The following is a 26,116-nucleotide window of genomic DNA, read 5'->3' as shown; positions in this document are numbered from 1 at the left end:
GTAAGACCCCCAACTTATATCCGGGGTCTTCCATGTTATTTTTTAGTTTGCTATCCAAACTTTACCATCTAAACTCCAGGTAGATTGGCGCGCTATGTTAAACCAACTCAATATCTGGGTAGGGATGTCTGAATTTTTTGGAACCAATAAAGCCAAGTTGCTGGCTACCGGCGAACAAATTAAGTCTTGAAATGGTTGCCATCTATAACCGTTGGTAGAGTTTTGACTAAGGGTAAGGTTAGCACCAATGGGGCCCTTATCTTTTATCACTGTGCCTGTGCCTTCATCCATTGGCCAATATCCAATCAAATAAGAAAAATAAGGGTGACTTACATCTATTGATTGATCGCAAGCATATTGTTTAGCAATGCCGTCAGGAAGTGCTACCTTAAATATTTTCAATTCTTTAAGCTCAACATCTATCTTACCAAATGTACTTCCAGAAGTTCCGCCATCCATTTCACCAGGCGTATATCCAAGGCGTAATACCGAGGCATTATCAAGATTAACATCTTTACGTCCAGTAGCGCCATTCCTGTTTAAATCATAAGGCGATGTGTAAGGAGCAGTTATTGAGTAACCTTGGTTAGTTAAACCTAAAACACCGTCAGTATAAAGTCTAACGTATGCATGCCCGTCAGGTTTTTTCTCAACTACTGCGGTTAAATCATGCCATGAATCGCCGGTGAAAGGCATACCCCTAAGTTCAACGCCTTGTTTAAAGCCGTTTATACCTGAAAGGAAGAATCTCCAGTCGTTTTGATACAAGCAGAAATCCCAGCCAGCGCCATTTGAATTGCCCCAACCTGTGGTTGGTGCAACTGAATTAGCATCAGTACCATTAGCATTACCGCGTTTACCCATAAATCCCGGCCATTGATAATAATAATCGCCTCTTGAAATGGTTACAGGGTTTACATGTTTCTTAATTTTAACAGAAATTGTGAAATCAGAGGTGTCACCAAAGTTAAAGTAAGGTGATAGCGCTGGGGAAGCTTGTGCAACACCTTGTTCAGGATATCCTAAAAATCTAACAGAGTTTCCTACGTATGCGTTACCCACAAATGGTTTACCAATAAATGTAGGATTGTAGCCTGCATTATAAATAATGGTAAATGTATTAGCAACAGGGTTGCTAAATACAGTTCTATCATTCTGAGCCTGCGTAATAGTAGCCGCACCACCTTTGTTAGAGGTTATAATGATCATCCAATTTTCTTTACTATAAGTAGCCCGTCCTTTAATTGCAGCTAAAATAGCTCCAACCTGTGTGTCAAATGTTCCTATTGCAGTTTTGTAAGCAGGGTTAACCGTAGCCGTATTATCAAAGCCTAAGGGCACTGAATTTCCGGCAGCTTCAATACCTGCAAATTCGCCAAGTATTAATGAGGCGGTATCTGTTGCCAAGAAACTAACCATTCTTGTTTTAACAGCATCGTCACTGGTAAAACTTTCTGAAACATCCATGCCACCGGTTAAATTTGTTTTAAACACAGTTGATGCAGAAAATGCAGCCATACGCATTGTTGGCCTAACAGACTTGATCCGTTGGAATATTGAAGGATAAGTCGCTAAAGCGTTACCTGCAAAATCTTCTGTTAAAACATTGTGTTTTTCTTTCTTCACACCAGTAATCATGTCTGCCCAATTAGCCGCATCAGTAGTATTAGTAGCATCGGCCAATGAGTTCCAGGTATAAATAGCATTAGGGATAAGTGTTTTAAGATTCGGGATATCCGCATCTCTTACTTGGGTACCTCGCGCACCATCTGCAATAATGTAAAGTACCTTTGGTGTTTTAAACACTGTTGCTGCATTAGGATTAGTAGGTGATGGTGGTACAACTTTATCGAAGCTATGATTACATGCTGCTAAAGTCAATACAAAAAGTGATACACCAAATAATTTGGCTTTAAAATTTTTCATATTATATATTTAATTTAATCGTTCGTTTATATGGTTATGCTATTGCAACACAATAACTTATAAATGGTTTTATATTAACGTTAAGGTAACAATTATTATTATTATTCTAATGTCACCCTAACTATATTATTTCTAATCTTGCCATCAAATGATGAGAAAGAACCCATAATTAATAAGGCACGTTTGTTATCAGCTGACCTGGTTTCATAAGTATCACCAATTAACCCTGTTAAATTACCAGTGGTATTATAGCCGTCTTGCAATGCACCTGTTTGGTTAATAATCGCAAAACCATTTCTGATCACTCCATCGTAAGATTTAAAATAACCGTTAAGTACTATTAATCCATCAGATAATATTTTAGCGTAGTATGGAATACCACCATCAAATACTTTTGGAGTAAAGCCCGCGTCTACAGAACCATCGTAATTTAGCTGCACCATATATTGGCTTGCTTTACCATTATAATTATTAAATGCTCCAACAGCAATGTATTTGTTTAACGTTGCATTATATTCTATCCTTATAATACTTGCATCTGTTCCGGAACCGGCATTAAATGTTTGGTCAATTGTACCATCAGTATTTAACCTGATAATATTTCCTGCAGTAACATTATCAAATTTAGTAAACTGACCATATACTAATATTTTTCCACTAGGATCTTGCAATGTATTTATCGGCCCATTAGCGCCCGGTAAGCTTTTACCTGGTAAGCCTTTGTAACCAACTGCAGCTTGATCAAATCTCCAGGTTCTATCCAGAGTTCCATCGTCATTTAAACGGGCAAGCTGACGAACGTCAACGCTATCAATAATGGTACTATCTTTGGCATTATAGCTATTTTGATCGTACCGGCGAGATACATAGTAGGTAAAGCCGCCTGAAATAATCATTTTGTTTGTTCCAACCGGATAGATGGCATGTATCCCGCCACCAGTTACACCACCATTAAAAGTAGGTACAAATCTCGTTTTTAATGTGTAGGTAGTTACCGCTGTAGTGTCAATTATTCCTGACGTTTGTATTTTTGCAATTTTACTAACACCACCACTTTGTTGCGCGTAACTGCTAAAGTCGCCAACTATGTAGTAGTAAGGGCCTACCTGAGCCATACTGTAAACATACGCGTCAGCACCTTTACCTGATAAGAAAGAGCGATCCCATGATCCATCAGCAAATGTCCTTACTATACGATTAGTACGCACAACTGTTCCCGCGTTGGCGTAATTCTGAAAGTTACCCATTAACATCAATTGTGTTGTTAATGGTATAGGGAATGCCTGTCTTACCGTATTATCTGCACCTACTATATTAACAAAAGTAGGGTCAATGTTTACCTTACCAATAACGGTAAAGATTGGTCCAAAAACAAGTTGTCCATCTACTACGAAAGCAGTAACACCTGTACTGGCTTTAGCCGGGACAATAACTTTAATTCCAGTTGCTGTAACTTCATCAATATGAGCCTCAGAACCATTGAACAAAAATTTCAACCTGCCCGCTTTAAAATAATCCACTAAGCCTGTAGCAGTAATACTTACCTGGATACCTGCGGCACCTGATGCCGGCACCGGTATTTGTTGCGGATCGGTAATAATACCTAAAGGCGCTTTTGCATTTGCGTATGGATCATTAAAAACAGTTGTTTGCTTTTTACAGCTACTGACAAGTAACCCAGCTAATACAATTAATAAACCAGTATATTTAAGTTTCATAATATTTAATTAAATTTCAAAAAATCTTATTGATATAATATTAAATTTTTTGTGTTTTATAATTTATCTGTTTAAAATAACTTCATTGTCAAATTCGTATGAGAAACCAAAGATATTCTGCATAGTTGCGTTTACAAAAAGTTCGCCGGTTAAGTTTGGATTTGAAGTGATGATAGTTGTTGTACCATCAGGATTTCTAATGCCAATTGAGAAACTAGCAACATAAACAGCTAAAGCATGAACAACCCCGTTGGTAGGTTGAATATCAGACGATGCTACAGCCGCAGAGCCATTATAATAAAACTGCGGATTAGACTGGTCTGTTATTGCAGCTATACATAATTGGCGATATCCCGCATATTTCACTGTGTTTGAAGTACCATATACTACACCTATATTAGCCAAATCACCATTGTAGCCATAATAATAGCCTCCCGGGTATAATGGCCTTAAGCTAAAATCTAATTGAGGATAATCTTTTAACAAAAATTTACCTTTAAAAACATATCTCATTAAGTACTTCCTCCAGGTTTGCTGTGGGATGTCAGATAATTGTTTGATAGTGTCTTTTTTCAAATCAAATAATTGTTGGTTTAATCCGCCCTGCAATGCTGCTATTTTGCCGTTAACTATACCTATTGTTCTTCTGATAGTCTCATCAGTTGGGGCAAAGAAAGTGATGTCTTCTTTAGAAAAAATATTTTCCATGCCCGCCAATTTTACAATCTGTGCAATGGTATCAAATTTAGGATTGGATTGCAGATACTGCATAACCGTTCCATTAAACTTTGGATTTGCAAGCCCGCCATCTTGATAATAATTATCTTTCGAACAAGAGGACACCGTTATGGCCAGTACTACTGAACAAACTATAGGTGTAATGTATTTTTTGATAGTATTTTTCATGTGCTTAATTAAATTATTCAATGCCAGTTCCTCTCCAGTATGCATTTAACGTCATAGATGGATTATTATTTAAAGCAGATTGGTCAATTGGCCATGTCCAGCCGCCTCTTGAAAATTTATCTGATGTAAGCGGGTTATCTGTGTACGTTTTGTTCATTATTCTTTTGGTACGAACCAAATCAAAGTAGTGGGTACCTTCGCCCATCAATTCTTTAGCACGCTCATAAAAAATAGCATCTTTTAAATTACTATCATTTGCTCCTCCCGGATAACGGACTGCGTTAGCCCTGGCTCTAACTACGTTAAGTACATCAATTGCGGGCTGGGTTTGTCCTAACTCTGCCAATGCTTCAGCGCGTAATAGAATAGCATCTGCATACCTCATAATCAAGAATGTATTATCAGGAATTGCAGTGTTATTCGGTTGACTGGCATCAATGAAAGTATTACCTGCAAATTTCTTCAATTGAAATGTCTCAGCGTTTTGATTATACGGATCATCAAGCCATATAATCAACCTGTCATCTTGTGTATCAGGGTACAGCTTTTTCATATAGTCGGATGTAAATACACAAGGGCTACTACGAAAATTATATTCAGGAAGCCTGTAAGGGAAGTGAATAAACGACTCCCCAAAAGGTGCTAAACTGAATACTTGTGATTGATTGGAACTGTAGTTTACTGTCGTGAATAACTCAAACAAACTTTCTTCAGAACGGCCTTTTGTAACTGTTGTCCATTGGCCCAGCGGAAGCAAGCGGAATGCCTGGCTATCCATTAATTCTTGTCCAAGTGCAGCTGTTTCTGTATAATAAGCAGTTTTATTAGCCGGATCAAATCCTGCATTCCACATATCCATGTTCATCAGCAGGCCAATTACCGCTCCTCTTGACGCTCTGACGCCTCTTAATGAAGGGTCGGTTATTGCTACAGGAAGATCATTTTTAGCTGGTTTTAAATCAGCAATACATTGCTTAACAACAGAAACCATATCTGTTCTTGCCAACGGATCTTTTTGGTAAGCTGCAGTATAGTATACTACATCACCATATAACCTAACCATTGTAAAATAGCAGTAGCAGCGTATAAATTTAGCCTCGGCAATATATCTGGCTGTTTGGTCTGCAGTTAACGACGGAATACCTCCTGTAAGCTTACTTATCAGAATATTAGCCGACTGTATTACCTGGTAATATGCAGTCCATGAAGTTAGGGTAACAAAGTTATAATAGTTAGGATAACCATTATAACTAAACGCAATAGCATTAAGTAAGTTACTACGGTCATTAACAGGTGAACCAGGTATTGCTTGAAAACCTGAAGTTGTACCAGAGAAAGCAACCGTTCTGGTATGTCCGCCAAGTAACCCGGCGTCATATCTAAATACCCTTTGTGTACCACCATTGGGGCCAGTACTTGGAATTACCTCTCCTGAGCGAAACTCGCCTGTTGCACCGGCCGTGTTAGTCTGCACATACTTATCAAATAGTTTACCATACATATCAGTAAGGTTACTTTCTATGTCATTTGCAGATTGGTAATAATTGTTTCCTGTAAGCTTATCAATAGGCGTAATGTCCAGGAATTTCTTGCAGCTATACTGTGACGCGACCATCACAAGTAATAACCAAATAATTAATTTTTTCATGTCTTATATTTTTAATTTAATTAAAATTGAACGTTAAATCCTAAAGTATAAGTACGTGGGTTAGGGTACGCTCCGTTAACATCCTTACCTAAGGCATTTACGTTTTCTACGTTAGGGCCTGAGTAAGGTGTAAACATTGCTACGTTACTTGCTGAAAAGTAAGTCCTTATTGAATTAAGGCCTATACGTTTAACAAAATCTTTAGGTACCATGTATGCTAAAGTAACCTGGTTAATTTTAAAATAACTACCATTTTCCTGGAATAATGTTTGCTCACCTCTAAAGTTTTGCATATAGATCTCATGAGCATAATTATATACGTTAGCATAAGTAGCAGTTGCATCGCCCGGGCCTTTCCATATACGAAGGTCGCTTGCAGTAGGTACAGAACTTGTTCCAAACGGATTACTAAGTTGTAATAAACGTTGAGCCAATGATCCATTTATAACCGAACGTATTGCAGTGTAGGAAGCATAAATATTCAATGAGAATGCTTTATAACCTATGTTATTACCGAAACCACCGGTAATTAGAGGCTGCGTATTACCAGATACTTGTCTATCTCTTACGTCAATTACATAATCATGGTTAGCATCCCATAGCCTTGCATCGCCACCCTGATAAGAATAAAGTGCGCTTGAAGTACTAAGGTTTCTAAGTCTTAAACCTGTAACAGGGTCAACCGGTACGTCAGCTGTTGTAGCGTAAACTCCCTGGTTAACAAACAAGTAGTTAGATAACGAGTTTCTTCCAACTCTTTTTGCGATAAACTGTCCGGTAATATCAAGAGCGGTTGCATTTGTAACATCTATATACTGTCCGTTGTATTGATCAGGTAATTTAACCAATACGTCATAGTTTAATGCACCGTTTACATTCATTGACCAGGTAATTTTACTGCCTTTACGCAATGGGCGTATAGTTAATGCTAACTCATAACCATAATCAGAAAGCGATGCATCATTACTTTGGTATAATCCAAACGCCAATGTATTTGATAATCCCGTTTGAAATAACTCGTTTGTTACAGCTTTATAATAAGTATCAAAGGTTGCATCAACTGTTCCGTTAAAAAATGCTGCGTCAAAACCAAAATTGTATTGAATTACATTTTTTGATTTTAAGTATGGATTTGGAATTTCATTAAAATCGATACCTACACGTGGTTGATTATTATAGAAACCGTTAGGATTGTATTGCCCATAAATATCAGTTAAAGTACCTACGGGATAAATATTTTGCCCGGCAGTTAACCTGATATCTGCAAAGTCTAACCATTTAGATGTGTTATTAGCAATCCAGTCTTCTTTGGTTACATTCCATTTAAAACCAATTGAAGGGTTTTTCGTGTAAGGGTTTGACTGACCGTTTGCTGAAGACCCGTCTACACGATAGGTTAAATCCAGAATATATTTCTTTTTATAGTCATACGTGAATGCGGCAGCAAATGCAGCAGTTTTCAAATTAGTAAAGGTACTTAAAACACCACCACCGGTAGTCAATCTTCCGTCATAACCGGTTGGTCCTTCATATTGATCGTTTGGACTACCGATAATACGGGTATAGCTGCCTTGCGTGTTTTTAACATAAATCTCACTAAAGACGTTTAAGAATAAGTTGTGCTGTCCTAGAGATTTTGTATAGGAAATGTTATTCCTGTTATATAATGTAGAAGTGTATTGATAATAATTATCTATTTGGGCGTATTGGCCGTTTGCACGAGCCGGTAAAAAGTTATCTGTATTGTCAATTATATAATCATAGTTTCCTGAAGTTGCTAAGTTTAAGCCAGGGAGAAGTTCGTAATTAGCACTCATGTTCGCGCTAACTTCTTTAGGTCCTGCACTTTGTCTTATATCCAGGGTTGATAATACATCACTAGTAGCCAAAAGGAATGATGGACCTGGTTGTAATGTAGATCTATTACCACTATCATTTACAATGTTTTGCAGCACGCCTGTACCACTACCTGTTCTTATTTTACCCAATGTGGCACGGATAGCACCAAAGAAACTTAATTTTGGGGATGGCCTAAATTGCATATTCATATCTAAGCTATAGTTTTCAAAACCTGTATTCTGTACCAGACCTGTTTGAGAATAATATTTCAAGTTGGTTTTATAGTTGAATTTATCATCACCACCGTCCATTTCAACGTTATGTGTAGTGTTGAATTTATCAGAATAGTAAATACCTTGCCAGTTAGTTGAATTATTATAAAAAGCATTCAAACTATCCGCCAAAAATGGTGTATTGGTAAGCAAATACTTATCATTAAATACACCATACTGGTTAATTTGTGCTATTTTAAAATTACGCTCTGCATCACCACCTAAGGTAGACCTCAGTTTTGGCACTTTAGATAAATAATAGTTTGATGTATAAATAACACGCGGTATCTTTGATTTACCTCTTACTGTTGTTATTAAGATTACACCATACGCGCCTCTTGAACCATACAATGCAGTAGCAGTTGCATCTTTCAAGATCTCCATACTTGCTATATCTTCCTGAGGAATTAAAGATAACGGACTTACACCCGAACCTTGTTGATCAAAACCATATTGAGCGGCTTGATCTGCGTCCAAAGGAATACCATCAATGATATATAATGGCGATGTTGCTTGTAAAAAGGTTTTATCACCAGTACCGGTTGTAGCAATAGTAGATAAACCACGTATGTTAACTGATCCACGTAAACCCGGAGCACCTGTGTTATTCTGAATATTCAGACCTGCAACTTTACCTTGCAATAATTGCTCAACATTACCAACAGGGTTATCCTGAACTTCTTTACCAGTAATGATATAAGAAGCTCCCGTTGTTTGATCCCGGCTACGTTTAACATATCCCCGGATTACCGTTTCATTAAGATTCTTGGTATCAGTTGCTAAATTTACATTTAACGTTACCTGACCAGGTTTAAGTTTAATAGTTTGTGTTACATAACCTTGGTAAGTAAATACAAGTGTTGACCCATCATCAACAACTACACTATATTTACCATTTACGTCAGCTTGTGTCAAACCCTTACCGCCTGATCCAATAGTTGTTGCTGCCATTGGCTCTTTTGTTACCGCATCTAAAATGGTACCTTTAACAGTTACCTTTTTAACTTGTGCTATCAAATTCTGGCATAGAAAAAAGCAACAGAAAAAAATTGACGGCCAAATAATTTGTTTTCTCATTGTATATTAGTTTTTAGTCATTAGGGTTTCTAATCGTTATCAAACTTAGGGTTGACGGTTTTAAAGTGGAATACGATTTCCCAATCACCCTTTTCAAAAATTTTAAAGTCCTGTCTGATAGTCCCGGTTTCATTTACGTTACCAAAACCAATACGCGAATAACTAAATTCTACGTGGGCTTGATTACCACCAGTAATGTTAGCTACTCCACCAGTTGTAAATTTGGTAGGTACGTTAGCTACGGGAATTGGATAAGCTACATTGTATTGCACATAAGTAGCAGTTGTATCGGGGCCCGGTAAACCCTTGCTGTTAAAGCCATGAACTTGATCTAACCACTTGGTAGTATTAAACTTACGAGGATTTATCGCAACCGAGTCTTTATCCAGGAATTTAAACCTCAACCTATGCCCGTTAGGGTCAGGTATACCGCCTGGTACATCAGTAAATTTCCTGATATAGACATATATAATACCTGTAGTTGCATTTCTGGGATCATTCATAAACGCATTCGTAGTCACACCTCTGATACCACTTACTGAGGCATAAATGTGCACCAATATATGGCCACCAGGAGTAGTGGTATTTGGTTTACCATTATAAGTGTTATAATCATCACTCGGCTCATAAGGCACATCTATATAGGGTGTAACTATTAGGTTTTTGATTGTCCTGGTACCACCGCTATTAGTTATTTTAACATCAAAATATCTTTGATTTTGAGGATAAACTACAGAATCGGCAGGTTTAATAAGATCCCTGGTCGCAGTATACCACCATATAAGATCTCCCGAGCCTCTAGTCTCTAATATCGGATGATTTTCTAAATGTCTTTTAGCTTCAATTTGGGCTAAACTGGTTTCTGTTCCGGTATATTCGTTATTCCAAACTAGTGTTGGCTTTTGCGTCAACATATCACTTGCATCCCGCCCATCACCGAAGTGTGGATTTTTAATCTCAAAAGTCATTGGGAACGTTGACCCTACAGGATTAAATATATAACTATATAAATAAGTCCTGCCCAATCTTGGGCTCCAAGATTTTGTATTATAATCAGCCTGTGTACTTAGGTAACTTTTCTCATCAGGCAGATTAAATATTTTTCTGCATCCCGAAAAAGCGATTACTGCTGCTAACAATACAAAAGCTTTATATTTTATTGTGTTTTGCATAACATTGTTTACTTTAAACATTTTACTTCCTAATTATTATTGTTGCCTATAGTTCATGGTCCACTCAGATATTTGGAAGAGCGCTTGTGGCGTACTGCCTGTACCCATATATAAAAATATTAATCTATAACCTGTATAAGCGGTGGTATTTGCAAAGTCAAATATTTTTGTTTGATAATTTGTGGTCCAATCCTGATCCTGACGAACATCAACTTGCGTCCAAACTGACGAGGGACTTGGGTTAGGGTCAAGTGTAGCTTCCATTCTCCAGGCCCTGGGGTCACGCTCTCTGTAACCTTTAGAGTCATTGGCTGTAGTCATGGTATAGCAATTTATAATCTTAGCCGGTCTGGGGATGTAATAGAATGTAGGATAACGGATTGGGTAACCAGAAATATTTGTATTACAAATAAACTTAGTTAAAACGCTATTGTCAAAAAGCTTTTTAAACACCTCGCCCGCGGATACCTGTCCGTCAGTATAAGGAAAACCGGCTGGCCATGTAACATATAAACTGTCCGTTTTCAAGTTAATTTGATTTGGCGGAGCTGGAACCAACGTCAACCTTGATACAAATTCATCAAATCCAAATACGTGATCTCCCTTTAACAGATGTACAATACCATTTTTAGTTTTAATATTTACTGATGAAGTTGTTGTTTTAGACCATTTAGCAACAAATAAGCTTCTTTTGGTATTTGCATATTCAATAACCTCAGAGCCACCGCTTTGAAATCCTTCCGCATCAGAAAATATACGCTGAGCGTGCATTGGGTATCCACCCCGCACACTATATACCATTTGCCCATCACCAATTGCAAAATCGTTTGCTACATATTGCTTCCTGATAATATATCTCGAAACAAGTGTATCTAAATGTGCACTATCGCGTTTAGCTTTAGCTTTAATAATGGCCGATCCTATAACATTTTTATCACCCGCAGCAATCTGGGTTAAATAAACCGGTCCTTGTCCTGCCGTTTTACGTATATCATTTAAGTTTTTTATTGCTATTTGAAAGCTAGCATTTGCTGGTGCAAATAAAGTAACATTGCTATCTGTTAATGTTGCTTTAATTCCCAACTTGTCAACCGCCAATAGTAATGAATCATAAATACCTGGTTTACTTTTTAAGTACTCGTAAGTGTTAAAACCTGTTGTATTCACAACTGGTGTACTATTGTAATAACCAAGCTCCTTTTTACAGCCCATCTGTAATATTAGTGTAGCAAAAAGCATTGCTACAAAACATTTTCCGAATAAAATTGATCTTTTCATGTCTTTTATCTCTTTCTTTATTACTTCCAATATGAATTCTGTGTTAACAAAGGGTTTTGCGCCAAGAGGTCGCGTGATATAGGCCAGTAAATGCCCCCAGAATTAATAAGCTGCATAAACTGAGGGTTGTTTTGTTTGATTTTTTCATATCTAACCCTATCATAGAAGTGGTGACCTTCTCCCATAAACTCTTTTTGACGTTCTTTAAATATAGCTTCTATAACAGGGCCATTCCTGGTAGCATCATAGGCTAGATAATCGTTAGCGCTAGCGTTTTGTATGCCTACTTGATCTATATTATATCTTAGTTGCCTAATTGTATTCAAGTCAATTATAGCAAGTGCTGTCTCACCCAATACAGCATAAGCTTCGGCACGCAATAGTGTAACATCTTCCAAACGGGTCAATAAAATTGTGCTGGAAAACAACCTGAAACTTGGGTCAATATCACCACCCATGATAACTTTTATTTTAGCAAAGATTGGATACTTACCAAGATAGTTGGCAAAGTAGCCACGACTAGTACCATTTTGTGAGTCTGTGTAGGTAGTACCAGTAGTATCAATTTGAAACCGTGCATCGTTTGGTTCTTTAAATATTGATAAAATAGAATCTTTAGGTACATAAATATCTGGTACGTTTTTGTTAACCACCGGTGCAGCTAATGTTAATGATTCAATATTACCTGTAAATGATGCATCCTGGTAATCCCAAACAAAACCGAAACCGAATAAATGGTTATCATTTAAATTATTAGTGTTTGTATAAAACAAGCCGCCAGGAGAAGTTAAAGTGCCTGTACCGGTATAACTCAACCCTCCTTTAGTGTTATAATCTGTCAATACAATTTTTGTATATCTAATTACGTCAACATATTTACCCTGCCATGCAGCTACATGTGCAAGCATAGAATAAGCGCCTAGTTTTGTAACTAAAGCACCACTCCATCTTGTGCGGCTTTGATTATAGTATAGCCCTGGTTGTTGTAAATCCTGGTTACTATATAAGTATGGCAGAACAAGAGCTGCAGTCTCCATTTCAGATTGCACATATACTAATACAGCGTTTTGATCTGTTCTGGGTCTGTTCTCAAAAGTTCCATCACGTGATGATAAAATCAGAGGCACATCGCCCCATATCCTTACCATATAAAAATAAGCAAAAGCTCTTAAAAACCTAACCTGTGCAACATCCACATTCATGTTATTTGGTGTGTATCTAGGGTCTTTAGCTTTCACTTCGCCAATACGCTCTAAAAATATATTAGCCGCATTTACAATAGCATAAAACCTTCTCCAGTTAGACAGTTGGTTTATTACCGGATAAGAGGCATTAAGGTTATTAGCAATAACAGCTTTTAAATCCTGACGGATAGGGCTGTCAAAATTACCCATACGCACATCGCCATATATCCAGTGGCCATTATTATCGGCAAGTGCAGCTCTTGTTAAGCCATACACGCCCATTATTCCGGCCCTGGCATCTTCTAACGTATTCCAATAGTTAGTCTCATTTACAACACGTGATGAATTAACATCAAGCGTTTTCTTACAACTATCAGCAATAAGAGTAAAAAAGATAAGACTCAGCAAAATTATTTTTTTCATTTCATCTCTAATTTAAACGGTATTCAATATTTTTTATCTACAGAATATGAATTACAAATCTATCTTAACTCCTAAAATGTATGTTCTCGGAATTTGCATGCCATAGCCAGTATCATAACCAGTGTAATCAACCAGCTCAGGATCTTGGCCTGTGTATTTAGTTAATGTGAATACATTATTTACACTTCCGTAAACATAGAATTTGTGAATATTAGAATGTTTCTTTTTCATCACGTCTGTTAAATCATATCCTAATGATAGAGTACGAAGTTTAATAAATGAAGCATTCTCTAAGAATAGATCCTGGTTAATTTGATAAGGAGCTACAGCGCTTGCCGGGTTATAGATAGGGTATTTTGAATAATCCCCTCTTTTTTCCCAGAAAGTAATCTCTTTTACAGAGTTAATGTCATTTAAGCCTTCACGGTTATAAAAATCAAACTTGTTAGCCATATCCTGATTCAATAACTGGCGACCAATATTGTAATAGAAATTTACACCTAATGTCCATTTCTTATAGCCAATATCGTTACTCCAACCACCTGCAACTACAGGTAAAGCATGTCCTTGCAAGGTTTTATCTGCGTTAGTGATTTGATTATCCCCATTCAAATCTTTCCATCTTGGATCGCCTGTTTTCAATATGATACCATTGTAGGTCATTTTTTTACCGGCAACTGTTGGTACTTCTGCGTCAGTATTATAAATACCTTGGTTTGTTAATAACCAATAGCTATCAACCGCTTTGCCTACTTGTAATAATTTATCACCAATCACTAGCTGAGATAAACCACCAGGCAATGCAGTTAAGGTGTTATGGTTTAAGTTAATATTTACGGTTGAAGTCCATGAGAATTTATTTTCGTGAGGGAAAATAACACCAGTAATAGTTGCATCAATACCAGTATTACGTATAGCCATACCGTTTTGAATAACAGAAGCATAACCATACTCGGCCGCCGACGGAACACCCAACAACATGTTTTTATCATGTTTGTAATATCCTTGTAAACTCAAGTATAAACGTTTGTTTAAAAACTCACCATCTATACCAAGGCTGGCTTGGTCTGTATACGCCCATTTTAAATTATAAGGCACATAACCAGCGCTGTATGGACGAGATAATGTAGCCAAACCATCATAGCCTGGTGTAATTAAGTTACCACTAAAGCCAACAAAGGCAGTGTATTGAGGGCCTTGAGCATAATTATCAAAGTTTTCATACCTACCCATTCTACCTATACTAGCATGTAAGCTAAGTTCAGATATACTGTTTTTGTTAGCAAATAAATCTTTTTTCAAATCCCAGCCAGCAGATAATACCGGTGAGTAGAACCAACGATTTGTTGGTTGTTGATTTGAAGAACCATCTGCTCTTAACAATAAAGAGAAGGTGTATTTATCTTTTAACAAATAATCTGCTTTACCATAGAATGATAATTGGTTATTCTGTGTTTTATCTAAAAACTTATAAATTAACTGGCTTTTATATACAATTGGTGTTAAATAGTTTGATTTGGTAGGATCAGAGTTTAACAAGTTTAACTTGATAAAATCATTACTCCCTTTATAGGCATAATCATAGGTGTACCTGTAAAAATCGTACTGTATAACGTTACCTAATGTAAAGTTGAACTTATGATCCTTATTTATTTGATAATCATAAGTAGCAACGTTATCTATAGTAGTACGCTCGTTATATCCAAAGTAGTTAGATGCATAGTTTGTAGTTTGCAATAACGTTCTTGGATAAAAAATATCACGATAGCCTTCATTGTAATCAATGTTATAAGTGGTAACAAATTTAAACTTACCTAAGTCTATACCAAATTTTGCATAACCATTAACCAGGTTGTTTTTGTTGTTGTCAAAACCACCATCAAATTGATCAAGATATAATTGATATTTGTCTTTATTAGGAGCCAATGGCGTGCTCAAATCAGGTATATAATTAACCTGAGCTAACCTGTCGCGTACGTTTCTGTTACGATCACGTAGTAAACGATCTGCGTTAACCATTGCGCTAAATGTAAACCACTCAAGCGGCTTCATATTCAGCAAGAAACGAGCGTTATAACGATCCATTTTAGTATTATCAGCAATGCCGCCACTCTTCGTGTCTCCTAATTGGAAACTAAAGTTAGCGCGCTCATCACCTCCACTTATACTTGCGTTTACACTATAAATTGCCTGGCTGCCATAATACAAATCATTCCAGTTAGATGGACCATAAAATGCATTATTTAATGAATCACTTAAAAACAAAGGATAAGTATCACTATTTGAGAAAGCCCCGGTTGCAGTATATTTATCAGAAAACTGTTTTCTGAAATTGTTTTCAAACCTACCGTTAACAGTAGTAACCGCGTTTGGTGTTACAACACCTGCGTAGCTATCAAAAGTAATTCTTCTTTTAGTAGTAGCACCTTTGCTTGTTAACACAATAACACCATTTGCGCCTTTAGGGCCGTAGATAGCTGTCGCATCTAAGCCTTTTAATACCTCGATCGACTCAATGTTGGCCATCTGAACAGTGGCCAGCGTATTAGTTGCGGTCCCTATCCTATCATATTTATACTGTTGGATATCAAACGCAAAAGGATGCTCTGCAACCAAAGGAACGCCATCTAATACAATTAGCGGCTGGGTTGCGTAAACTTCACGTGCGGATAATAATGGTTGTGATGTTCCATGTATAAACATGTTTTGAAGAGTTCCTGGTTCGCTGGTTGGCTCATTAACATAAACACCTGCCGCTTCTCCTTTTAAGTACTGTTGCAAGGAAATTGCCGGGAAGGTAGATAGTTTTTCAGGATTAACCATGTTGGTCTTAGACTCAAGTCTTTTCGCAATGGTTTTGTTAGGTGGCAAAATACTTACAGCCGAATCTTTTGCTGTGGTATCTACAGTTTTACGAGTGGTGTCTTGCCTCATTTTGAGAGCATGCTTTAGCCGGATGCCCCCTTTAATTTTGGTGTGGCTTGAGACACGTGCATACATAGCTGTATTGCCAAAGGAGTACGTAGTTGTACATAGCACGCCCAGGAAAGTTATAATTGCAATAATGCGCATAACAGATAATTAAGTATTAACTGATTAAAAAACTGTTTATTAATTGTTTGTTGTAATAGAGTATTTTAATACCGACGAATGGTTTCAATCCTTTTTAATAAAGACTGATAGATATATCGGAATTAAAATGTAAATCTTTTTAGCTTGCTTGGACTATTAAAATTTAGCTGAACTAAAATCTGTACTAACACCCGTTAGTCGATTATTCAGAAATTCATAGTAAGTAGTGCCGGGAGGATTCACTCCGAAGGGTTTTTGTAAATTTTTGATCATAGCTGGTTTATAATAGTAAATAAATTGATTGTAATTAGGGCAATAAAAATAAATTGGTCGTTATTCTAATTGGTTGTAGAACACCTTTCGCTTCTGCTAAGAGGATATTCACTTTGACAATGATACAAATAATAATTTAATATATTCCAAATAAATCTTAAAATTTTATTAAAAAAAGCTTAAAAAAACACAAAAACACAGTTTTTACGGCTATCCTATGGATTTGATATACTTAAATGAGTCGAAAAATAGCCCAGTCTCTATCATTCGATGACACATTTCTTACCTTAACACAAGTTCGATATAAGGATCCAGCATGACGGTATGCCCATCGGGGCTACCTATTTACAGAATACAATTAAGAATAAATTAAGAATAAATTAATACTTACATTATTACACAATATTAGGCCCCTCTGTATTCCGTCATACCACTAAATATCACTAAATACCAGGTATGCTTACTACTTTAGTAAAAAAGGTTGTCCACACTTATCACCAATAGTAAAATTCTTCTTACAACACTTTTATCTATCAATTAATTTATGTTTTTTTACTGTGTTAACTAAACCTATGGTGTACTTACTAGTCTATACTTAATATCTGTTAGTAACTACCTTATATAAACTAACCTAAAACCTAAATACAATGAAATTAAACAAACTCTCTATCAAGCTTGGATTATTCTGTTCGCTTTTGCTGCTCCTAGCTTTTATTCCAAAAGGCGATGACCCTATTGATAAACTAGTTGCTGCACTGCAAAAATGGACAGATAGCAATCCGCAAGAAAAAGTTTACCTGCACATGGACAAACCCTATTATGCACTGGGCGATACCATCTGGTTTAAAGGCTATATAACCATTGGCAGCAGGCACCAGCTTTCGGCGTTAAGCGGCGCATTAAATGTTGATCTGATCAGCGAAAAAGACTCTATTGTAAGATCAATAAAACTACCTATAATCTCTGGCATGGTAGTGGGTGAGTTTTCGCTGGGGGATGACTTAAAAGAAGGCAGTTATCGCATAAGGGCCTATACCAAATGGATGCGTAACGCCGGCGAGGATTATTTTTTTGATAAAACTTTTACCGTAGGCAGCCTGGTAAGTGATAATATTATCACCAAAGCCGACTACCAGTATAAAGACATAAACAATAAACCCGTTTTAACCGCTTTATTAAATTATACTGATGATGAAGGTAAAGCGCTTGGCGGCAGAGACGTAAAATACCAGATAGTTATTAATAACAAGGTAATTGGCACCCGTAATGTTAAAACTGATGCATTAGGCAGCCTTAGTATCAGCATTGAGAATGAGCACAATGTTAATTTAAGCGGAGCTTACATCCGGACCGTCTTACAGGGATCTGATAAATATCCTATAGTAAGAGAGTTCCCTATCAAGGCATCTTTATATCAAAGTGATGTGCAATTCTTTCCTGAAAGCGGCAACCTGGTTAATGGGATTTCTTCGCGTGTTGGATTTAAAGCTACAGGTGTGGACGGAACAGGTGCTACCGTTAAAGGCAAAATTGTTGATGATGCTAATAATGAAGTGGGCGAAATAGAAAGCATGCATGCGGGCATGGGGAGTTTCTTGTTAAGGCCCGAAGCAGGTAAAAACTATAAGGCACAAATAAGCTTTGCCGATGGTACAACAAAAACCATTGTCTTGCCTAAAGCGGCTGACGATGGTTTTGTATTAAGCGTTTACCAGCCTAATAAAGATAGTATCCTGGTAAGGATAGGAGCATCAGCTAAACAAGTGGCTGTTGCGCCAAGCATAAGCTTCATAGCACAATCAAGCGGCGAAACAATTGTTGCCTCGCCGGTAAAAATAGCAAGGGCCAGTACCTCTATATGGCTGGAGAAAAAACTGTTCCCTACGGGTATAGCCCAGTTCACTATTTTTAATAGTGCCGGCGAACCTTTAAATGAGCGCGTTGCATTTATAAGAAGTAACGATCTGATGCAGCTCAATCTTAAAACTGCCAAAAACACTTACAAGGGTAAAGAATCGGTATTAATATCTCTTGATGCGAAGGATAGTAAAGGCAAAGGTGTACCCGGCAATTTCTCGGTAGCTGTAATTGACCAAAGTAAAGTGCCTGTTGATGAAAATGTTGAAACTACAATATTTACAAATATTTTATTAACCTCTGATCTGAAAGGTTACATTGAAAAACCTAACTATTATTTCACCGCGGTATCTGAAGATGTGGATAAAGCACTGGACAATCTGATGCTAACACAAGGCTACCGCAGATTTGCCTGGAAAGAAATAACAACCGTTATGGCAAAACCAATGTTTGAGGCCGAGAGTCTGGGTGCTGTAATATCTGGCCGGGTGACAACACTTACAAACAAGCCAATGGCCAATGCAAACGTTTCAATGGTGTCATTAAAAGCTAACGTTGTTAAAAGCACTACAACCGATGCCGATGGGAAATTTAAGTTTGACGGGATACTATTGCTTGACAGTGTTAAGTTTGCCATACAAGCTAAAACCGAAAAAAACAGCGATCACGCCAAAATATTCATAGATACATTACCAAGACTCAAATTAAGCAAAAATAAAAACCTAGCAGATGTAAGCACCAATATTAACGCCACCTTAAAAGCTTATATTGATAATGGCAAAAAACTGGATGATATATATGAAAAAACAGGCCAGTTGGATAAGGTGCAACGGTTAAAAGAAGTAAGGATAAGGGCTCGCAAAGTTAAAGCTGATGCGAATATAACCCCACAAGGAATGTTTAAAGTACCCGAGGAGTCTGCAGATAGAGTTCTTACTATTGACAATCCCGAAAACTATATTACCCTGGCAATGGCCCTACAAGGCAGGTTACAAGGTATTAGCGTTCAACTTGACGACCACGGCCAATCATTCTTACAGGATATGCAGGACAGGACAACCCATGTCGGGCTTATTGTTGATGGCAGGAAGATTACAACCAGCGATGAAATATCAGAAATATTAGATGGCAGTATTTTGCCGGAAGATGTTGCCAAAATAGAGGTAGTAAGCACAAATATGGCAATGGTTAATTTTTTGGGCGCTAAATCTGTATTGATATTAACCAGATTAGGCACTTCGCGCAGACAATACAATCCAAACATTATCAATATATCGCCTAAAGGATTTAATAAAGTGCGCGAGTTTTATACACCAAAATACGACAATGCTGCAACTGCTGATAAAATAACAGATCTACGATCAACTATTTATTGGAACCCACGCGTAAAAACTGATGCGGACGGAAAAACCTCACTTGTTTTTTATAACGGCGATGGTCCGGGTAGTTATAAAGTTATTGTAGAAGGCATTAACGCCGCAGGCGAACTTGGAAGGCAGGTATATACTTATACGGTTCAATAAAACTTTATTAAGTCATACCCTAACAAAAAGGCCTGTAGATATAAAAATCTACAGGCCTTTTTGTTAGGGTATTTATTGCTCAATTCTGCCTTCTGTCCGCCATTATTGGTGTTGTCCACCAACAAAGTGTTCGAGGTAAAACTCTAATAATGTGCACAATTGATCATGCCAATACTAGTTAGTTTATCACGGGTCACAGGCAAATAGTGATTCAGGTGATTCACTATTTTGTGAATCACTTATCCTTTCGCTGGTACGCGCAATATCATTAAGCTAACAAATGTGGTTTAGCTTTATAGGTTTCCCATAAAAACTCGCCAAACAAAGTATTAGCCCAGGCAAACCATTTACGGCTAAAATGCTTGGCATCGTCTTTATGAAACGACTCGTGCATAAAGCCCGTACCGGCATTGCTGCTTTTTAACATGGCAATGCAGTGTTTAATTTCTGCATCACTGCTGCTTGTTAAGCCGCGCATAATTATACCCAACGGCCATATCATATCCTTACCCGCGTGCGGGCCGCCAATACCTTCGCCGGCTTTACCTTTAAAGAAGAACGGATTGTTTGACGACAACAACATTTTACGTGTATTTTGATAGATAGGATCAGTTTTAGGCATTGCATCTAAATACGGCAATCCTAATAGGCTAGGCACGTTGGCATCATCCATCAGGTTAAAGCTTCCGTAACCATTCACCTCGTAGGCGTATATTTTACCAAAGGTTTGGTGATTAATAACCGCATATTTCTTTAACGCCGCTTCAACCTCGGCCGCCAATGCACGAAGCTCGGCAGCTAAAGGGGCATCTTTTGATATTTTGCTAACCATCTCTGACGCTTGCTTTAAGCTAACTACCGCAAAGAAGTTTGATGGAATTAAATACATATAGATAGTAGCATCGTCACTTGGACGGAATGCCGAGCAAATCAATCCATTAGGTTTTACAGGGTAACCATAACCGTTCATTGGCACACCATCTGTAGCCCAGGCGGTTTTGCGCTGAAATCTGTAAGGGCCCTGGTTTGTTTTGCGTTGCTGCTCTTTAAATGTTTTTAAAGTAAGCGCTATTGCAGATTTCCATTTATCATCAAACGGCGTTGTATCACCGGTAAGTTGCCAGTATTTATGAGCCAGCCTGATTGGATAACATAACGAGTCTATCTCCCATTTCCTTTCGTGCAGGCCGGGTTGCATTTTGGTATCATCATGTGCCCACTCTCCTACCTTGTCAGGGTCATTATAAAACGCATTAGCGTACGGATCTTTTAGCACACATTTAGCCTGGTGATTAATAACCCCGGCTACAAGCTGCTGTAATTTTTTATCTTGTTTAATAAAGTGCAAATAAGGATATACCTGCGCGCTGCTATCGCGCAGCCACATAGCATCTATATCACCGGTAATAACATAAGTATCAGGCTTGCCATCTTTCTCGGTAAAGGTTACTGTAGTATCTAAAGTGTTAGGGAAACAGTTGTTAAACAACCAGGCCAACTCCTTGTCCTCTACGTTTTTGCTAAACTCTGTAATAGCATCCTCTATAGCCACACTACTAAAGTTTCTTTGCGTAACCCTAACGGCAGGATAACCCGCTTGTGCAAATGTAGGCAACTTGCTAAGCAACAAAGTTGTGCCTAATAAGCCGGTGTTTTTCATGAAAGTTCTTCTTTGCATATTATTTTAAGTTATAAGGCTGATAGTGCACCTATAGAATTACCATGCCTGTTTTTTACATAGCCATTGTAAGTATGCCATTTATCAGTCTCTATTTTAGTAGACTATGGTTTTATAATAATTATTGGTTTTTTTATTTTGACTTGACTTCAAAATCTTCCCAATACTAAAAACTTTAAACCACTTAAACAAATATGGGCTTAATATATTGCGAATAAATAATTGCTCGTATAGAGTATCTAAAAGGTACTGTTACTTATATGTCATCCCCTAACAGTGGCGCCAGTGTAAATATATGGGTACTTGTTATTTATTAAATGTTTACCCAATTTTTAATATTATATACTTTAGGTTTAAAACCGCCTTTTCTGCTTACATTTCCTTTGCCCTTTTGCCAATCGAGATTTAAAATATTAAAACTATCTTTTTCGAAATTAAATGTAGTTCCATCATCTTCAAAAAGCTCTGCAGTGTTCGGGTTCTTTCCATATACGTAACAAGTCACGTCAAAGATGGTATTCGGCAAAACAAACTCTACCGGCTTAGCCATGGGCAAAATGGTCCCTTCTTTAATAAATATTGGTATCTGCTCCAGGCCCGTAGTTACAGTATAAGTTTGCCCGCCTTCATACAGCTTATTGGTATTAAAATCATACCAATTACCTTTGGGTAAATACACTTTACGGCTTGATGCGCTATCTGATATAGGAGCTGCCAATACATTGTCACCAATCATATATTCATCCCAAACATTATAGGTGGCCTTATCTTCCGGATAGTCAACAACCAATGCCCTAAATGGCGGTACACCTTCGCGGTGGTATTTAGCAAATGCGGTATATAGATATGGAATAAAACTCATCCTGAAATTAAGCAATGTACGGATATGCGCCTCCGCTTCTTTAGCATTTGGCAATAGCTCGCCGCGGTTATTTTTATTTCGATCAAATTGCAGCCAGGGCGGGCTTTTTAAATACCAGCTGTTAAATACCGTTTGTGATGATAATATAGCTGTTTGCGAGCGGCGGCAAAGTTCTGTAATAGATGCCGACTCTCTAACCTCCGGCGACCATAATAAGCCCGAAAACCCTGCATTGCTGATCATCCTGATATATTCTTTGTGAACATAAGTATCACTATATAATGATACCGGGTATGATGAAGCAAAACCGTTTAAAGACCGTATGTTAAAATAAGATCGCTTATTGGCTTTTTTATAGATATTATACATGGTTTGGAAGTACAGCGTCCCAAACTGCTGGTGCATCTGCTCGCCGTCAATACCTGATGGGAATTGCGATAGTTCCGGGAATGCCCAAACAGCGCCGCCTTCTGTAAGGTTGGAGTTATCGCACTCATCCATTTTAAATGCCGAAACGCCATTGTCTACAAAGGTTTTTTTGTGGTAATCTGCAAATATGGTTGGGGCAGTTTTACCTGCGAAATCGGGCACGAGGCCATTCCATACTTTATAATCGCCGGCGCTACTGGCTAACGAACTATAAATAGGCGATGCAGGTGCAACATAAGCATGCTCCCATAAATTAAGCTTAATGCCCTGGGCTTTCATTTTGTCAATCAGCTCTTGCGGTGCCGGGAAGTTCTCCGGGTTCCAAACGTATGAGCAAGAATATGAAGCTGTTTGCCATTTAGGTTCTAACCCAAAAACATCGCAGGGGATATGGTTCTCTCTGAAATAGTTGGCCATATTGTAAACGTCCTGTTGTTTGCTATCAGCCTTCATTCGATATTGAACGCCCATGCCCCATATAGCAGGCATAGCACCGCCACCCGAGAATAAGTTATATCGCTGTAATGCGTTTTTAAGGGTGGGGCCGTTAAAAATGAACACGTCGCCACCTTTGGCACCGGGGATATCTACTATAACCTCGCCCGATTTGTTGTTGGTGTTTTTATAAAGGTCTTCAACTGATTGCGCAGACGAATTACCACTACCGGTATTAGCATTCACATCCCCCTTAACCTGTTTATGTGTGCCGCAATAGAACGTTGTATAGCGTGAAGTATTGATAAATATGCCATACCCTTTGGTTGATAAATAAAAGGTTGTTGGCGCATGCGTAAACCCCAGGTCGTTTAGCGGGTTATCGTTTACAATTGGTCGCCTTTTTAGTCCTCGCTGCCTGAATGAGTTCATTTGTAAGCCAAAGCCGTACAATTCTTCGGTATTACCTAATGGGATGTGCACAATGGCACCGCGTGGGGTTATTTCCACACGGATACTTTTAGGGTCGACACCCATATCAGTCGCCGGGAGCTGCTTCATGGCTTCAACCTTTGGTTTTTCTTGCAGGATGTTGTAGGGTGAGAACTTATCGACCTCACCCACCGTAACCCGCGTTACACCGGGGGCCATTTCCTGTACTTGTTGCGCCTTAGCGGTTAAGCCGAGGCAAACTATTAGGGCAATAATACTAATTGAATTACGAACCATTTTATTTTATAATTGGAGGCTGTAATTTACATGGATTGTCGCAATAAAAAGAATGATAATTTAAATCCTGAAAACTGTAAAAAACATAAAAAATCAGGACGATTTTTGGTTGATAAATTATTGATTTATATCATTTTACAAAAAACTGCCAATAGTTGCCATATATACCCTTTTAGTTGCCATTTATGCCTGTTTATTACCCATATAAGCACCAAAATTTGCAACTTTTTACCATACTTTATGCGTACTCATTGGTGCGTTAACCGCAACTGCCCCGCCGGTTAAAAAACTTAACTTAAAATGTGGTGACAAAGTAACGCCACCACTTTATCAGGCAAATGTTGCCGTACTTTGTAATGCCAGGCAAACGATAAGAATAATAAGTGCATTGCCGCATAAGCACATTAAAAGTCACGAGTACGCCGCTCTCAGGCCACCGCTGCATCGCGCCAGATCCGGATTACGATATTCATTTTACTTGATCCAGCTTTAATGTATTGAGGTTATGCCACGCTTCCGGCTGCTGTCCCTTTTAACTTTAACCGTTTATGATAGAAAATATACGAGCACGCCAATACGACAATTAATACCACCATAAATGCCCAGTCTTTAAAAGCAAAGCCCGAAGCATAAAAAGAATAGGTTGCGCCGATAAGATCAAACGTAAAACCCGCATAAGCCCATTCTTTAAGCCGCGGAAAACCTGGTGTAAGGATAGCTATTACGCCCAATATTTTTGCTACCGCTAAAAGATGTAATACATAAGGCCTGTACCCTATTGCTGTCATCATTTTTGCGCCATCGGGGTTTTCCATAAAGCTTGAGGCTGCCGAAAAAAGCATCATAGCCAGTATCAGCCCGGTTGAGATCCAGTAAATAATGTTGATTGTTGTCTTGTTCATGATAATTATGATTAGGTAATTTAATTGTTTAGTAGTAATGCATTAATAGGCCCGCATTTCCTGTTAGTCCGGATTTATAATCTCGGACTAACGGTAAGTTTTAAATATTGTGGATTTTCTTTGTCTAATATAACTGAATTTATAATAATACCCGCTTACTTATAACCTCTGTTAGCGGTAGTCGTTCTTATTTCTTCGTTAATTTGTATCTCAAATGTGTTGTCAAGTCTGATGATATTACTTCTACAATTTGAATATCATATTTGTCTTTGTCCATACCATCAAACAGCCGGATACCACTTCCTAAAAAAACGGGAGCAATGTGAATAAAAAATTCGTCTACAAGCCCTGCATTAAGATATTGTTGAATAGTATCCGCACCACCTTGTATCCTTATATCTTTTCCTTTGGCTGATTGTTTTGCTTTTTCTAATGCGCTTTGTATTCCGTCATTGATGAAATAAAAAGTTGTTGTCCCTTTTTGAACCCAGGGCTCGCGTTCTTCGTGTGTCAGCACATAAACATCCGCTTTGTATAGATCTTCTTTCCAATGGACTTCGCCTTCTTCAAACATTCGCTTCCCCATAATGTAAGACCCTGTTCCTGCAAACACATCATCAATTAACTTACTGTCTGCACCGTATTCTTCACCGCCTTCCATATTGATGTTTTTCCAAAATGCTTTTTGTTTAAACATCCACTTATGGAGTTGTCCTGAAACGCCGCCCATTGGGTTGTCTGGACTCCGGTTATCGCCTGCGAAAAAGCCATCCAATGATATCCCGCTGTCAAAGATAATTTTGCTCATAATTTTTATCTATTGTTCGTCAAAGTTAATTCTTGTCCCACCCAGTAAAGCGTCCACGGTTTACTAAATATTTCCGTAGCGGCGATAGCTAAATTAGACATAATG

At 37.9% G+C, this 26,116-nt stretch carries 14 protein-coding genes; 1 reads left to right on the top strand and 13 read right to left on the bottom strand.

Annotation, left to right across the window (positions count from 1 at the left end):
• Positions 1–42: 42 nt before the first annotated feature.
• The 9 genes from JWQ34_RS18575 to JWQ34_RS18535 form a co-directional block, all read right to left on the bottom strand.
• Positions 43–1,926 carry a DUF4983 domain-containing protein gene (locus JWQ34_RS18575; RefSeq protein WP_299359942.1) on the bottom strand — a complete coding sequence of 628 codons (1,884 nt, stop codon included), beginning with the start codon at positions 1,924–1,926 and terminating at the stop codon, positions 43–45.
• Positions 1,927–2,027: 101 nt separating this feature from the next.
• Positions 2,028–3,644 (bottom strand): DUF5008 domain-containing protein, encoded by a 1,617-nt coding sequence (locus JWQ34_RS18570; protein WP_299359939.1) that lies wholly within the window; start codon positions 3,642–3,644, stop codon positions 2,028–2,030.
• A 63-nt stretch (positions 3,645–3,707) separates the two neighbouring features.
• Positions 3,708–4,550 (bottom strand): fasciclin domain-containing protein, encoded by an 843-nt coding sequence (locus tag JWQ34_RS18565; RefSeq protein WP_299359937.1) that lies wholly within the window; start codon positions 4,548–4,550, stop codon positions 3,708–3,710.
• A 13-nt stretch (positions 4,551–4,563) separates the two neighbouring features.
• Complete coding sequence (locus JWQ34_RS18560) at positions 4,564–6,198, bottom strand: RagB/SusD family nutrient uptake outer membrane protein (RefSeq protein ID WP_299359935.1); 1,635 nt, start codon at positions 6,196–6,198, stop codon at positions 4,564–4,566.
• A gap of 20 nt (positions 6,199–6,218) precedes the next feature.
• Complete coding sequence (locus JWQ34_RS18555) at positions 6,219–9,386, bottom strand: SusC/RagA family TonB-linked outer membrane protein (protein ID WP_299359933.1); 3,168 nt, start codon at positions 9,384–9,386, stop codon at positions 6,219–6,221.
• Between the two features lie 29 nt (positions 9,387–9,415).
• A complete protein-coding gene (locus tag JWQ34_RS18550; protein WP_299359931.1) occupies positions 9,416–10,558 on the bottom strand; it encodes a DUF5007 domain-containing protein in 1,143 nt (380 codons plus the stop codon).
• A 36-nt stretch (positions 10,559–10,594) separates the two neighbouring features.
• The gene (locus tag JWQ34_RS18545) at positions 10,595–11,836 is read right to left on the bottom strand and encodes a fasciclin domain-containing protein (protein ID WP_299359929.1); all 1,242 of its coding nucleotides are present in this window, start codon (positions 11,834–11,836) and stop codon (positions 10,595–10,597) included.
• Positions 11,837–11,856: 20 nt separating this feature from the next.
• Positions 11,857–13,443, bottom strand: a complete 1,587-nt coding sequence (locus tag JWQ34_RS18540; RefSeq protein WP_299359927.1) for a RagB/SusD family nutrient uptake outer membrane protein — start codon at positions 13,441–13,443, stop codon at positions 11,857–11,859.
• A 51-nt stretch (positions 13,444–13,494) separates the two neighbouring features.
• Positions 13,495–16,377, bottom strand: coding sequence for a SusC/RagA family TonB-linked outer membrane protein (locus tag JWQ34_RS18535; RefSeq protein ID WP_299359925.1), 2,883 nt, complete (start codon positions 16,375–16,377; stop codon positions 13,495–13,497).
• Positions 16,378–17,435: 1,058 nt separating this feature from the next.
• Between JWQ34_RS18535 and JWQ34_RS18530 the strand changes: the two genes are divergently transcribed.
• Positions 17,436–20,168, top strand: coding sequence for a carboxypeptidase-like regulatory domain-containing protein (locus tag JWQ34_RS18530; RefSeq protein WP_299359922.1), 2,733 nt, complete (start codon positions 17,436–17,438; stop codon positions 20,166–20,168).
• A gap of 268 nt (positions 20,169–20,436) precedes the next feature.
• Here the strand turns inward: JWQ34_RS18530 and JWQ34_RS18525 are convergent, their stop codons facing one another.
• From JWQ34_RS18525 to JWQ34_RS18510, 4 genes are all read right to left on the bottom strand, one after another.
• On the bottom strand, positions 20,437–21,846 hold the full coding sequence (locus tag JWQ34_RS18525) for a glycoside hydrolase family 125 protein (protein ID WP_299359919.1): 1,410 nt from the start codon (positions 21,844–21,846) through the stop codon (positions 20,437–20,439).
• A gap of 313 nt (positions 21,847–22,159) precedes the next feature.
• Entirely contained in the window at positions 22,160–24,301 is a 2,142-nt protein-coding gene (locus tag JWQ34_RS18520) for a TIM-barrel domain-containing protein (RefSeq protein ID WP_299359917.1), read from the bottom strand.
• 503 nt (positions 24,302–24,804) lie between these two features.
• A complete protein-coding gene (locus tag JWQ34_RS18515; RefSeq protein WP_299359914.1) occupies positions 24,805–25,203 on the bottom strand; it encodes a DoxX family protein in 399 nt (132 codons plus the stop codon).
• Positions 25,204–25,390: 187 nt separating this feature from the next.
• A complete protein-coding gene (locus tag JWQ34_RS18510) occupies positions 25,391–26,011 on the bottom strand; it encodes a dihydrofolate reductase family protein (RefSeq protein ID WP_299359912.1) in 621 nt (206 codons plus the stop codon).
• Positions 26,012–26,116: the final 105 nt, after the last annotated feature.

It is taken from the genome of Mucilaginibacter sp., from assembly GCF_028288185.1.
GTDB lineage: Bacteria > Bacteroidota > Bacteroidia > Sphingobacteriales > Sphingobacteriaceae > Mucilaginibacter.
Note: the sequence above shows the minus strand (reverse complement) of the source record. Positions and strands in the feature narration are given on the sequence as shown.

What these genes read in the sequence shown, in the direction of transcription:
- JWQ34_RS18575 (WP_299359942.1), bottom strand. Translation starts at nt 1,926, where the DNA reads ATGAAAAATTTTAAAGCCAAATTATTTGGTGTATCACTTTTTGTATTG.
- JWQ34_RS18570 (WP_299359939.1), bottom strand. Translation starts at nt 3,644, where the DNA reads ATGAAACTTAAATATACTGGTTTATTAATTGTATTAGCTGGGTTACTT.
- JWQ34_RS18565 (WP_299359937.1), bottom strand. Translation starts at nt 4,550, where the DNA reads ATGAAAAATACTATCAAAAAATACATTACACCTATAGTTTGTTCAGTA.
- JWQ34_RS18560 (WP_299359935.1), bottom strand. Translation starts at nt 6,198, where the DNA reads ATGAAAAAATTAATTATTTGGTTATTACTTGTGATGGTCGCGTCACAG.
- JWQ34_RS18555 (WP_299359933.1), bottom strand. Translation starts at nt 9,386, where the DNA reads ATGAGAAAACAAATTATTTGGCCGTCAATTTTTTTCTGTTGCTTTTTT.
- JWQ34_RS18550 (WP_299359931.1), bottom strand. Translation starts at nt 10,558, where the DNA reads ATGCAAAACACAATAAAATATAAAGCTTTTGTATTGTTAGCAGCAGTA.
- JWQ34_RS18545 (WP_299359929.1), bottom strand. Translation starts at nt 11,836, where the DNA reads ATGAAAAGATCAATTTTATTCGGAAAATGTTTTGTAGCAATGCTTTTT.
- JWQ34_RS18540 (WP_299359927.1), bottom strand. Translation starts at nt 13,443, where the DNA reads ATGAAAAAAATAATTTTGCTGAGTCTTATCTTTTTTACTCTTATTGCT.
- JWQ34_RS18535 (WP_299359925.1), bottom strand. Translation starts at nt 16,377, where the DNA reads ATGAGGCAAGACACCACTCGTAAAACTGTAGATACCACAGCAAAAGAT.
- JWQ34_RS18530 (WP_299359922.1), top strand. Translation starts at nt 17,436, where the DNA reads ATGAAATTAAACAAACTCTCTATCAAGCTTGGATTATTCTGTTCGCTT.
- JWQ34_RS18525 (WP_299359919.1), bottom strand. Translation starts at nt 21,846, where the DNA reads ATGCAAAGAAGAACTTTCATGAAAAACACCGGCTTATTAGGCACAACT.
- JWQ34_RS18520 (WP_299359917.1), bottom strand. Translation starts at nt 24,301, where the DNA reads ATGGTTCGTAATTCAATTAGTATTATTGCCCTAATAGTTTGCCTCGGC.
- JWQ34_RS18515 (WP_299359914.1), bottom strand. Translation starts at nt 25,203, where the DNA reads ATGAACAAGACAACAATCAACATTATTTACTGGATCTCAACCGGGCTG.
- JWQ34_RS18510 (WP_299359912.1), bottom strand. Translation starts at nt 26,011, where the DNA reads ATGAGCAAAATTATCTTTGACAGCGGGATATCATTGGATGGCTTTTTC.